The following is a 12,448-nucleotide window of genomic DNA, read 5'->3' as shown; positions in this document are numbered from 1 at the left end:
TGTTAGGCCGGTATAACTTCAAGTTATACCTTTAAACCATCTGTTGTTTTAGGGCGGTGATAAATTGCTTTGTCGCAATGGATTGAGGTGTGTGCTCTGCGAATAAAATAGAGACAGAGAAGGACATGTTTGGCTCCAAAGCATGCACGGAGACGGCATCATCTTGGCGATATTGTTTTGCGGTCCATGGGTCTACAATGGCGAACCCTGCTTGGTGTTTCACCAGTTCAGCCGCTGCGGAGTAGCTGCGTACGGTGATGGCATGTTGAGAATGCTCGTTACGCGCCGATAAGGTTTGATGCAGCAATAAGCCCAGAGGGTCTCGGCTATCTAAACCGATAATGGATAAATCGTCACTGATGAGCTCTTCTAAAATGACGGTTTTTTCTGCGGGTATCGCTGCGCTTTTAGGAGCGATCAGTGCTAAGTTTTCTTTCAATAACACGTGCCCCATGATCGCTGGTGGTGTTTCTTCACCGAACGCGATGGCGACATCCAATTCATGTTTCAGTAATCCTGAGCACAGCTCATCGCGATTGGCCGTTAAGAGCTCAAAGGAGATGCCGTGCTCTTTCGACAACAACGCGACAGTCGGTGCTAACAAGTGCGCGGCCAAAACAGGCGGGGCACCGACTCGTAAATGTTGAGTTCCCTGTTTGACTTTGTTGGTCAGAGAGCGAAATTGTCCGAGTTGTTGATAGACTTTTTCTGCCTCTGGCAATAAGGCTTTGGCTTCTTGAGTGGGAACGAGGCGACCTTTTACGCGTTCAAATAAAGCGAAGCCCAGTTGTTGCTCTGTATGGGCGAGAACTCGAGTGACATTGGGCTGGGAAACGTGCAGTAAGCGAGCAGCACCAGACACCGTTCCTGCTTGCATAATGGCGTAAAAGACTTCCAATTGTCTTAAGTTCACTGCGATTTCCCTCTGCTCATGTTGGTCACCTCAGAATACCCAACCTTGCTGATGAGCGATAGAGGCAAAAGTGCTGGCGTAAAAAATAGGAAGACGATGTTGGTTGCCTTCTTATCTCGCTTTTTCAATTTCTCAACTTCTCAATTTCTATGCTTCACTTTGCTGCTGCATGAAGGGGTAGGTCGTTAAACGGCTCGACGTCTCGGCTGAGTAATCCCATCAAAACCACTGCTAACACTATGACAACAGCTGCTATTGCAAAACCGTATTGTGTTAGTTCGTAATGACTCAACATTGCAATCAGGACATAACTGATAGATTGAATGGTGGTGGCAAACATGCTGATGCCGCCATCGACGCGACCTCGTTGATGAACCGCTACGGTGTGATGCATCCAGTTGACTCTCGCAATGCGATTTAGCGCGTTAAACACACCAAACAGAGCCGTAAACAATAAGATGGTCAGCGGGCTTATCGCAAAACTCATTCCGATAAACGCTAGAGATACCATGACCATCGAAGCAAGCATAATGTGGCTATGGGAGGCGCGACTCAGCACTTTGGTGACAATGAAACCTGTTAGTAACGAGCCGAGACCAAAACTGATGTTGAACCCTGCAAACCAATCGCCAGAGATGCCTTGTTCAGAAAACCAAATCGGCACCAATTTGCTCAAATACGTCAATGCAGGATAAGAGAGGCAAGAGAGCAAAATAAAGCCATAAAATCGGGGTTCGAGACGGAATATTTGTTTGCTCTCTTTGAGTTGTGCGATGAAAGCAACGGACTTTGATCCCCTCAATTGTTGGGTGTACGGCGTCAGAATATAGAACATCGCCGCTAAAGCGGATGCGCTGGCCGCAAACAAAGCAAACTCTTTCATGCCCCACATTTCAAGCAAAACAATACCCAACGCTCCAGCGCCGAGGGTCGTGGATTGCATTACAATTTCTTGCTGCCCCGAAATTTTTGCGTATTCGTGATGCTGATAATTTTCTTGAGTGAAGGCGTTGTTGGTCGTCCATGCAAAGTTACTCGAAACCCAATACACCAATTGCGCAAAAGCCAACAGCCAGGGGGACTCAAACCCTAACCAATAAGCAATGAACACCACCAAAGCCATGCCCGATTGAATCCATTGATTGAGCACGAGGAGTGCTTTTCGTGAGTGTCGGTCCACTAAAGTGGAAAAGAAAGGCGTTGTCAGAAAAGAAATCGCGGTGCAGCTCAGAGAAACTAAAGCGACGAATGTGCCCATTTTGGGCTCGGAAAGCATGACCCATGGCAGTGCCATCATGAACAAGCCAGAGGATATACTGTCGAAGAAGCGGCCTGCTAAGTACGGCTGAGTTTTATTTTTCATTATGTTTGCCTCAAATTCCCAATGGATTTCAAAACGTTGGCTTCTAGCGGTGCTGTGTTTGTCAACCAAGTTATGCGTCCTGAACGCAATATTTCGAGACCGTCTGGGTTTAGCGTTATTTAAGATGGTGTAACTTTAGAACCTCAAGTAAACTTGAGGTAAAGCTTTTTTTAACAAAATAGAAACACGGGAAGTCAAGGATGGAAATCAGCGTAGGAGAAGTGGCAAAACGTTCTGGAGTGAAAGTCTCTGCCCTGCATTTTTATGAACAAAAAGGACTGATTTCGAGTTGGAGAAATCAAGGCAATCAGCGCCGCTACCACCGTAGCGTTTTGCGCCGTGTCGCGGTGATTAAAGCGGCTCAGCAAGTTGGGTTATCGTTAGAAGAAATTAAACATGCGCTAGATGAGCTGCCGAAACACCAAGCTCCGAACAAAGAGCAATGGGAAGTCATGGCGAGCCATTGGCATGAACAGTTAGAACAAAAGATTCAAAAACTCAAAGCCTTACAAAACGATTTGGGTGGATGCATTGGCTGCGGATGTTTGTCGTTAGAAACCTGCGCACTGCGAAACCCAGAAGATGTGTTGGGCAAAGATCATTCAGGTTCGAATTTGACCTTAGAAGAAGGGGCGTAAGCGTTATTCTTTGTCGAAACTGTCCACCACAATCGCGCCCATCGACGCTGGCATTGTGATGACGATAACGCGTTTTATCGCAACGATCGGGTCTGTAAAGAGCGGCAACTTGTCGAGACAAAATAGCACCAAAGCCACCACGATAGCGGCGATGGAATAGGCGATCACAACGCGAAATACAAAGATGGGAATGCGCTTTCTAATGTGGCTTTGAAAGACGCTTTGATAAGCGAAAAAACTGAGAAAAATCACAGAAAGGCTTAACAACATGAGCAGGTTTATCATAGGTAAGCTTTCACCCAATCGCCATGCTTCTTCCGAAAAAGAGATAGGCACAGCAAGGGCAAAAGCGCCCACTAATACTTGGCTGGCATCTTCAAGATTAAAGTGGCTGCTCATGTTGTAGGTTCCGTTATTCGTTGTTATTGCTCAGCTGCAACAGCTTCTCGAATCGCTCGTTACCGTGCAGCAATTCAAGATCGCGTTCTTCTGCCAACAAATCGCGAATTGAAGGGCTGTAGTCAATGGCGCGTTCCAGATCTTCAATCGCTTGTTCCTCAATCCCTAATCGAGAGTACGCACAAGCGCGTTGGTAAAGCGCAGGGCCATTGGTGTAATCTACCTCGAGCACTCGGTTACATATGCTTAGCGCCCAATGGTATTCGTTTATTTCCATGGCCGCATCGGCTTTGTAAGTCAATGCTTCAAGGTCACCAGGCCGAATTACCAAGATTTCGTCATAAATCTCAATACGTTGTTCCGGCGTTTGCGAACTTTGAGCACGTAACCACAAGTTGTGGATTTCGTTGATCTTTTCAATCTCTTTGTTGTTTTCACTGATGATGCGAGTTTTGCGTTTTAAATCTCGTTCCAGCGCAACAAATTTCTTTTCATATTCTTGAGCGATTTTTTCCAATCGCTTGTCCGCCATTTCTTTTGTGTTGTGTTTAAACTCGCGCAGCGACTGCCAACCTACAAAGGCGATCAATGATGCCACGCCCGCGATGATGTAGAAGAAGTACGTTACCGTCACATTTGCGTAGTTCAGCGATTTATCCGCCACCGTTAATTCACGATCGGTGATCTCGGTGATCATTCGTTTTTCAAGGCTTTGGTAATCCTGACGTAAGGATTTAAGTTCATCTAAAATATAGCGTTCCATTAACGGTCTATCTAATAGATCTGATTCAGAATATTTTTCTTCGGATGCCAGAGTCGGGAGAGAGAGAATCAGGGAGAAGAAGAGGGCAATAAATAAGCGCATAAAACGTCCTTTTGCGTGAAGAGTACAGATAGACCCTGCAACCATAGCAAATCGAACAAACGTTTAGCAAAGTTATTACAAAAGAAATGCTTGTCACGCTTTTGCGCAACTTTTATGGCTCAAGACAAAAGTGGAAGCAGAAAGACAGGTTTGTGAACGGTAAACTCTTTGGTCAGTTGTTCTTTGTTTTACAACTGGTTATGCTCGTCCTTAATTCTTTCTCAAGTGTGATAAGTGCATGGACGCAAAAGCCAAAAACTACTTAAATCGGTATCTTGATGCGCTCTCCCCAGAGCAGAAAAGTGCTATTCCATCAGTCAGTGCTGACTACTATTGTGCCGATGAGTACAACGCGAATGTGTGTGCCGAACTCGTTCGTATTGGGCAGAAAACGGCATCGTGCAGTATGGAGTTGTGGTACAGCGAGCACGGGGAGTCGATGCCAGAGGTCGGGCATTTGCAAGTCGTCACCAATTGGGACGGTGAGCCTGTTTGTGTAATTCAAATGACGGACGTGAGCACCTGTCGATACGATGAAGTCACCGCAGAGTTTGCCTACGCAGAAGGCGAAGGTGATAGAACGTTGAACTGGTGGCGTGACGCACATGCTGCATTTTTTAAAGCCGAGTGCGATGAGTTGAACATCGATTGGCATGAGCAACGTTTGCTGGTTCTAGAACGCTTTAAAGTGGTGTATCCATCTGAATAATCAGCGTTGAGTGACTAAAAAACAGCACCGAGTTTGGTGCTGTTTTTATTTTTATTCCTGCGTTCAGATTAGCGTTTCACTGCCGTGACGCTGAATACATGCCAATGTTTAGGCGTCCCGACTATGGTGGTGCCATCTTCATCTCTTTCATGCATGGAGACGATGTCATAGCCTTCAAAACATTGCTCGACTTGCTGGCGAGTGAGTGAGGTTAGATGAGCATGCGAGTTTGAATCAACCCAAGAATCGTTCACGCCTAAAAAGTCCCCGCAGAAAACACCACCTGATGGCAAAGAAGAATCGATTTGATTCCACACGTTTTCAAAGTGCGCTTTTGGGCAAAAGAACAGGCTGGCGCTAGCAATAAATAGGGTGCACTTAGGGTAATCAAAATCGCTGAAACACGCTTGCGAGATGGAGAAGTTCGGCTGTTCAGAAAAACGCGTCTCACAGGTTTTTATTGCATCTGAGTTGTTGTCGAATGCGTGAACACGAAAGCCTTGTGCGAGAAGAAAATTGGAGTCTCTCCCTGTACCGCAGCCAGCGTCAACGGCAATTTTCTTTGCTAATGTGTGAAATTGTAGGGCTTTCTCTACATTGACCCTGTGTGGTTGTTGAGCGATTTTTTGATAGTACGGATCCCATGAAACTGACATTGAATTTCCTTTTCGTTATAAAAAGCGCCATTCAAATTTGAATAGCGTTTTTGCTGTCCTTGAAGCTAGCCTACACAACTCTATTTTTGGCAGCGCTAACGAAATGCAGAGAATGTGACCAAGTTAAAGTTGATCTTCTATTGGCAAAATGCCGGAGAACCAAGCGCCTAATCGGCGAAAAACGCCTGCTTCGGGTTCCGAATCATATTCCTCACCAGTTTTGGTGTTTGTCCAAACAATGTCTCCGTCACGTAGAGTGAGTCGATACGCGTTGTCTTTCAGTTGGCTGGGTAATTTTGCCAAAAATGCTTGCACGTATTCCGGTTGTTCAATCACAACGGCCATTTCGGTATTCAAAGCCGCAGATCGAGGGTCCCAGTTCATGGAGCCGACGAACAATGTTTTGTCATCAATCGTCATTGCCTTTGCGTGCAAGCTCGCACGGCTACTGCCCGTTAAGCTCCATTTACTCTTGAGCTTCGCGCTGGATTTCACTTCCCAAAGTTTGATGCCGGATTCGAGCAAATCTTCACGATATTTGGCGTACCAGCCATGAACGGCAAAGACGTCATTCGACGCAAGGCTGTTGGTGACGATGGTGATGTCGACACCTCGCTTAGCTGCATTCGTCAGAGCTTTTGTGCCAGCTTCTGTTGGGATGAAATAAGGCGAGATGAGCACGAAAGAGTGCTCAACACTTTTTAGTAGCTCGGTTAAGTTTCCGACTAATTGGCTATCGTGTGTCGTGACTTTATCTGGCAAATCGAACCAAACTTGTCCATCACCCCAGTACAAGTTCAGTTTGCCTTGTTTGAGGTCTTGATACATATCCAAGGCGGTAAAATCGTATCGGCCAGAAGAGAATTTCTCTTGCAAGTTCAGTTTGGTGACTTGTTTTTGAATCGCGGCATCGGAGACGCTTTGAGACTCTGGCGATATCCACTCCATCGGCACGGCGTGTACGCTGTTCCAATAAAGATCAAACTGATCCGCCGTTTGCTGCACGGCTTCCCCGTAGAGCAGTAAATCGAAGTCGCCGAACTCTACTTCTGATTCAAAAGAGAAATACTCGTTACCAATATTTCGTCCACCGACAATCGCAGAGACACTGTCAGCAATCAGCGATTTATTGTGCATTCGGCGGTTCAGACGTTCGAAGTCACTGGTTAACGCAAAGATTCGTGCGGAGCGGTATTGATGAGGATTGAACAGGCGTATTTCAATATTGGGGTGCGCATTTAGAGCCGCCATGACGTTGTCGTTGCGTTTTTGCATGTCATCAAGCAGCAGTCTGATTCTGACGCCTCGTTTGGCTGCTTCGTACAAACGCCAAGTGATCAGCTGGCTGGTTTCGTCACCGCGATAAATATAGTACTGAAGATCCAAGCTTTTTTGTGCGGACTCGATGAGAGAAGTACGAGCAAGAAGGGCATCGTGTCCTTGGTTGAGCGGGTAAAAGCCAGTGATGGTTTTAGGATCTTGGCCATAAGCTTCAAAGTAATGAGCCAGAACCGAATCTTGTTGATAGCCGAAATGGAAAGTTGTGGATTTCTCACTTGGCTGATTTGATTCGATTGATGAGCATGCTGAAAGCACTGAGAACATGGATGCGAAAATGAATTTGGAGAGCGTATGTAACAATGCACATTTCCTTGTCTTACAAAACCTTACTGTATTGAAGTATAGACATAAGTGCTTTCAACGTGCAGTTATCGCGGCCAAAGAACGAGTGTTTAGTCAAGTAAATCCATGAAGTGAGAGCATACTGCGGGAAGAAAGCGGTATTGGGCGCGTTTTTCTCCTAATTTCAGTTTATTTTTATGGCGCACAAAATCATTTATTTTACTTATGTTTCTTGTTGTATTGGTCATTATCACTAATATCTGGCGATAATAACCAATAGCGCTCTGTAATAAATCAATTGAAATATATAACCATATGAATTTATTGAGGTAAATGTTTGGCACAGCGTTTGCCTAGAGACAAAAGAAGTAAGTCAGCACAACTTGCGGAACTGGTTAATTTTTTGTTAATTTTATTAACTTTGAATAGACGGTTATTTGTGGCTAGTCACCACAGAAAAACGCAGCTCTCTTACTTTACTTGAAATTGGCCTCAGCAAGCAGGCAACGAACACGGGTTCCTTGCCTTGAACTGCATGATTTCGTTTCAAGTTAGTTGAATGATGTAACGGCCACACACCATGTTGTTAGTCGCTACAGAAGTACAAATATCTTCGTCTATTTCAGATGCAATGAACTCACCGATTGCTCACAGGGAGTACTTGCTAACTCATTGAGCATTATGCTTTTTGATGTCGCATTTAGGTTGAAAAACCAACAAGAGCATTCGGCTGAATACAACAATAAAAAAGGATTTTTGATGTTAGCAAAACCCATAGTACGTTGGCTTTTACCCTTCGTTGTCGTCGGCGGATCTTACGCTGGATATGCCGCGATTGCAGCGACAGCTCCAGAGAAAGAGTCAACAAAAGAAACCATAACCGAACCCACAGTTCGAGCCTCTTCTCTTTTTCCTACTGACCATAAAGTCGTGATTACCAGCCATGGCGAATTGGTTCCATTCGAAAAAACACACCTTTCTGCTCAAGTCAGCGGTGAAGTGATCAGTTGGCACCCTAATTTTGTAACCGGTGGCATCGTGAAGCGTGGGGAAGTGCTATTCACGATAGAAAGCGATAATTATGAAGCGGCCGTACTTCAAGCTGAAGCGGGTCTGGCTAGTGCTCGAGCATCGTTAATTGAAGAACAAGCAAAAGCGGAAGTGGCGAAACGCCAAGCGAAAAAACTTAGCGACAAGCAAGTTTCCGATCTGTACTTGCGTAAACCTCAGGTGCTTAGCGCGCAAGCGCAAGTGAAGTCTGCTCAAGCCGCTCTCAAACGTGCAAATCGCGACTTGGAAAACTGCCGAGTGGTTGCGCCATACGATGCTTTAGTGGTCGAGCGTGATGTCGGTGTGGGTCAGTTTGTGACGTCGGGATCTCGTGTCGCAACTTTGAATAACATCGAAGTGGCGGAAGTGCATGTTCCAATTGCTGGTTTTGATAGTGCGTTTTTGCCGGAGTCAATCAAAGAGCTGACAGCAACTGTAACTCAGCAAGGCATTCTCTCGACTACACGTGAAGGTAAAGTCGTTCGCGATTTGGGAATGATTGATAGCGCCACACGCATGATCAATATGGTGATTCAGGTTGAAGACCCTTATGGCATCGATAACCAGCAACCGCCAATCAAATTTGGTTCTTACGTAGAAGTCAGCTTTACGGGCAAAGAGCTCAAGCATATCTATCGTCTTCCACAAGAATTAGTGAAAAACCGCACGGTTTGGGTCGTCAACGATGAAAATCAACTTCAGCCTCGCACTGTCACAGTATTAAGAGCGGAGGGAGAATTCATGTTGGTAGGTGAAGGTTTGGAACAAAGTGACCAATTGGTCCTGACTCTTCCTGAATACCCTCAAAAAGGCATGGCGGTTCAAATTGCAAAAAAGAATGACGACTCCGAAACCGTCGTACAGTAAGTAGGAGTTTGTCATGGAAGATACGAATCAAAAGGGCATCATTGCCTATTTTGCCAATAACCCTGTGGCTGCCAACCTGTTGATGGTGTTTATTATCATCATGGGTATCGTGAGTTACATGTTTATCCAGCGTCAGATGTTCCCGAATATCGAAGTGAACTACATCGACGTTCGCGCGACTTATCCAGGTGCGTCTCCTCAAGAAATTGAAGAGAGTATTTTGGTCAAAGTAGAAGAGTCGATCAAAGACGTTACTGGCATTAAAAAAGTGGTGTCACGAGCTTCTCGTGGCAGTGCTTATATTTCTATCGAAGTTGATGTCAACGCGGATATCAAGCGAGTGCTTGATGATGTGAATCAGCGCATCGATACTATTTCTAACCTGCCTCTTGGCATGGAGCCCATCAATGTCTATCAGGTTGAATGGCGACAAGACGTGATAGAAATGGGGCTGGTGGGGGACAGGCCTCTTGAAGAGCTTAAGCCGATTGCGAAGCAGATTGAAGATGAGCTTCTGCAGCTTAATAACGTCATGTTGGTGTATTTAAGTGCGCCAGAGGAAGAGATTGCGATTGAAGTCGATCCCCTCGTGCTGCGTAAGTATGACCTAACGTTGAATGACGTAAGCAATGCCATTCGTCGTTACTCGGCAAACTTCTCGGCGGGCGAAGTCAAAACAAACTCCGGGATGATTGCGGTTCGAATCGAGAACCAATATTACCGTGGAGATGAGTTTAGAAATATTCCCGTTAAGCTAGGTGCCAATGGTGCCAAGGTATTGTTGCAAGACATTGCCACCATCAAAGATGGTTTTACCGAAGAAGAGCGCTACTTCGAGTATTCGGGTCAAAATGCTATCTACATGTCAGTCGAAGCGACGCGCGATCAAAACATCATTCCGGTTGCTCAGTCAGTTCGTAACTACATCGAAGCCAAAAACAAAACTTTGCCGAGTGATGTTCAGCTAAAAATTCTGGTCGACATGACGTATTACCTAAATGGTCGTCTCGACATGATGCTGAAAAACTTGCTGCAAGGCGCGGTGCTTGTTGCGATCATGTTGACGATTTTCCTACGTTTCCGTTTGGCGATGTGGGTAATGATCGGCTTACCTGTATGTTTCCTTGGTGCGGTGATGATGATGCCAGCTTTGGGTATTACAGTGAACATCGTCTCGCTGTTCGCTTTCATCATGGTGCTCGGAATTGTGGTGGATGACGCCATCGTCATGGGAGAAAGTGCGTACAGTGAAATCGAAGAAAAGGGCGGCGGTGTCGAGAACGTGGTACGCGGTGTCAAACGTGTTGCTACGCCTGCGACATTTGGTGTTCTGACAACGATTGCTGTATTCGCACCATTCTTGCTTTCGAGTGGTATTGATAGCGCTTTCTTTTACGGCATTGCTGGTGTCGTGATTCTGTGTTTGATCTTCAGTTTGATTGAATCAAAGTTGATCCTACCAGCGCACTTGGCGCATACCCATTTTAAACCCGTCAAACCTGGTGGGTGGCGAGATCGTTTCAACCAACGTTTCTTCGGCTTTGTAAACGGCACTTATCGTAACTTCGTGAAAGCCTGTACGCATTGGCGTTGGACGGTATTTGCTGTGTTCTGTGGTTTATTGCTGATCAGTGCTGCATTGGTTAAATCCAACTATGTGCGTGTTATCCCTAACCCGAAAGTACCGACCGATTACCCTGCGATTACTATTGAAATGAATGACACGGTTTCCAGTGAGCAAACCATTGAAGCGTTGAAAACCATCGAGCGTGTCATGCAAGAGGTCGAGTCTCAAACTATTGCTGATCATGGGCAAGGTATGATTCGCGATGTGCTTTCTTACAATCGAAGCCGCACCGAAGGACGAGTGTTAGTACCGCTTGTCGATGAGGAAATTCGTCCGTTCAATACCTTTGAACTTGCTCGACGCTGGCGTGAGGCGATGCCTGTTATTCCGGGGGTGAAGAGTATCAAGATCCGCGAACAAAGTGCAGGTGGTGGCGATCGTGATGAGTTTGGCTACTTACTGTTTGGCTCCAACATCAATGAACTTAATCAAGCAGGACGTTACTTGATTGAACGTTTGCAGCAAGAAGAAGGGTTGTTCGATATCTCGTCATCCATTGATTCAGGCAGCAAAGAAGTACTTCTTTCTCTTGCGCCTGTTGCGTACGATCTTGGTCTTGACTTGACCATGATTGCGCAACAAGTCGGCGGAAGTTTTTACGGCGGAGAAGCACAGCGTTTGATTCGCGACGGTGAAGAGATCAAAGTCATGGTTCGCTATCCTCAACTGACTCGTGAAGCGTTTTCTTCATTGCGTTACGCTGTCATTACTACGCCAGCAGGCAAGAAAGTGATGTTGGGCGATGTCGTGAATATCAGTGAGCAGCCTGGGGTTAGCACAATTCGTCGCGAAGGTGGTTATCAAACCGTTTATGTGTACGGCTCTATTGATGAAGAACTCGTTGAGCCACAAGAAATTGTGAAAATCATCGACGATAGTATTTTGCCTGATATGAAGAAGCTGCACCCAAGTGTCAAAACAGAGCTGGGTGGTGACATCGAAGAGCAAGCCGCGCAACGCAACGAACAAATCATGTTCTTTGTGGCAGGGATGATCATTGTTTATATCTTGCTTGCCGTACCATTGAAGAGCTATACCCAGCCTCTTATCGTGATGTCCGTTATCCCGTTTAGTTTAACAGGGGCGATTTGGGGACATTTCTGGTTGGGGCTAGACATTAGCATGATGTCGACATTCGGTTTGATCGCAGCTGCAGGTGTGGTGATCAACGACTCGTTGGTGATGACAGATTATGTGAACCAAGTGCGAGAGAAAGGGATGACCATCAAGCAGGCGGTGGTTGAGGCTGGTTGCGCGCGTTTCCGAGCGATTACGCTGACATCCATCACGACCTTTGCGGGTGTATTGCCTATTATGTTCGAAACCAGTCTACAAGCACGTTTCGTAATACCAATGGCCGTCGCTTTGGGCTTTGCTGTGCTGTATGCCACAGTCCTGACGTTGGTGTTAGTACCTTGTCTGTATCTAATGCTTGAAGATATTAAAAACATCTTTCGAGCGATTAAGCGCTTCTTCCTGCGTGTCATTGGTCGTTTTAGAAAATCGTCAGTATCTTCAGATATTTCTGCGAATACATCGAACTAGCATCTCTTTTCTTAATAATAAATAGCAGCCTTCGGGCTGCTTTTTTTATGCCGAGGATTTAGGCCTGAATGACTTTAGATGAATGTTTGAGGCACACGTTTTGAGCCGATAACTGTGAGGAGAAATGGCGCTCTATACTATAGATTAACTGAATGAAATTGGCTGTTGGATTTGCTTGGTTAATTTAACACTT

Annotated in this window: 10 protein-coding genes; 4 read left to right on the top strand and 6 right to left on the bottom strand. The window is 45.7% G+C overall.

Annotated elements, in window-relative coordinates; translation table 11 throughout:
* Positions 1-31: 31 nt before the first annotated feature.
* Entirely contained in the window at positions 32-913 is an 882-nt protein-coding gene (locus NL646_RS04300) for a LysR family transcriptional regulator (RefSeq protein ID WP_253663890.1), read from the bottom strand.
* Positions 914-1,067: 154 nt separating this feature from the next.
* Positions 1,068-2,276, bottom strand: a complete 1,209-nt coding sequence (locus NL646_RS04295; protein ID WP_253663889.1) for an MFS transporter — start codon at positions 2,274-2,276, stop codon at positions 1,068-1,070.
* A gap of 200 nt (positions 2,277-2,476) precedes the next feature.
* On the opposite strand from NL646_RS04295, the gene soxR reads away from it, so the two are divergent.
* On the top strand, positions 2,477-2,914 hold the full coding sequence (soxR, locus tag NL646_RS04290) for a redox-sensitive transcriptional activator SoxR (RefSeq protein ID WP_005464169.1): 438 nt from the start codon (positions 2,477-2,479) through the stop codon (positions 2,912-2,914).
* A 3-nt stretch (positions 2,915-2,917) separates the two neighbouring features.
* Here the strand turns inward: soxR and NL646_RS04285 are convergent, their stop codons facing one another.
* Both NL646_RS04285 and NL646_RS04280 read right to left on the bottom strand, forming a co-directional pair.
* Positions 2,918-3,313, bottom strand: coding sequence for a DUF2391 family protein (locus NL646_RS04285; protein WP_005464146.1), 396 nt, complete (start codon positions 3,311-3,313; stop codon positions 2,918-2,920).
* Between the two features lie 13 nt (positions 3,314-3,326).
* A complete protein-coding gene (locus tag NL646_RS04280; RefSeq protein ID WP_005464201.1) occupies positions 3,327-4,178 on the bottom strand; it encodes a tetratricopeptide repeat protein in 852 nt (283 codons plus the stop codon).
* 238 nt (positions 4,179-4,416) lie between these two features.
* On the opposite strand from NL646_RS04280, the gene NL646_RS04275 reads away from it, so the two are divergent.
* Positions 4,417-4,887, top strand: coding sequence for an ASCH domain-containing protein (locus tag NL646_RS04275; RefSeq protein WP_140130105.1), 471 nt, complete (start codon positions 4,417-4,419; stop codon positions 4,885-4,887).
* A 68-nt stretch (positions 4,888-4,955) separates the two neighbouring features.
* On the opposite strand, the gene NL646_RS04270 is transcribed toward NL646_RS04275, so the two are convergent.
* On the bottom strand, positions 4,956-5,543 hold the full coding sequence (locus NL646_RS04270) for a trans-aconitate 2-methyltransferase (RefSeq protein ID WP_025635575.1): 588 nt from the start codon (positions 5,541-5,543) through the stop codon (positions 4,956-4,958).
* 123 nt (positions 5,544-5,666) lie between these two features.
* Positions 5,667-7,184: a phospholipase D family protein gene (locus tag NL646_RS04265; protein WP_086582194.1), complete on the bottom strand. Its 1,518-nt coding sequence runs from the start codon at positions 7,182-7,184 to the stop codon at positions 5,667-5,669.
* Between the two features lie 741 nt (positions 7,185-7,925).
* On the opposite strand from NL646_RS04265, the gene NL646_RS04260 reads away from it, so the two are divergent.
* Together NL646_RS04260 and NL646_RS04255 are read left to right on the top strand one after the other, a co-directional pair.
* The gene (locus NL646_RS04260) at positions 7,926-9,083 is read left to right on the top strand and encodes an efflux RND transporter periplasmic adaptor subunit (protein ID WP_253663888.1); all 1,158 of its coding nucleotides are present in this window, start codon (positions 7,926-7,928) and stop codon (positions 9,081-9,083) included.
* A 13-nt stretch (positions 9,084-9,096) separates the two neighbouring features.
* Positions 9,097-12,255: an efflux RND transporter permease subunit gene (locus NL646_RS04255; RefSeq protein ID WP_253663887.1), complete on the top strand. Its 3,159-nt coding sequence runs from the start codon at positions 9,097-9,099 to the stop codon at positions 12,253-12,255.
* Positions 12,256-12,448 lie beyond the last annotated feature (193 nt).

Source organism: Vibrio sp. Y20_XG_PY13, from assembly GCF_024181925.1.
GTDB classification, from domain to species: Bacteria; Pseudomonadota; Gammaproteobacteria; order Enterobacterales; family Vibrionaceae; genus Vibrio; species Vibrio parahaemolyticus.
This window is presented reverse-complemented; position numbering and strand designations above follow the sequence as displayed.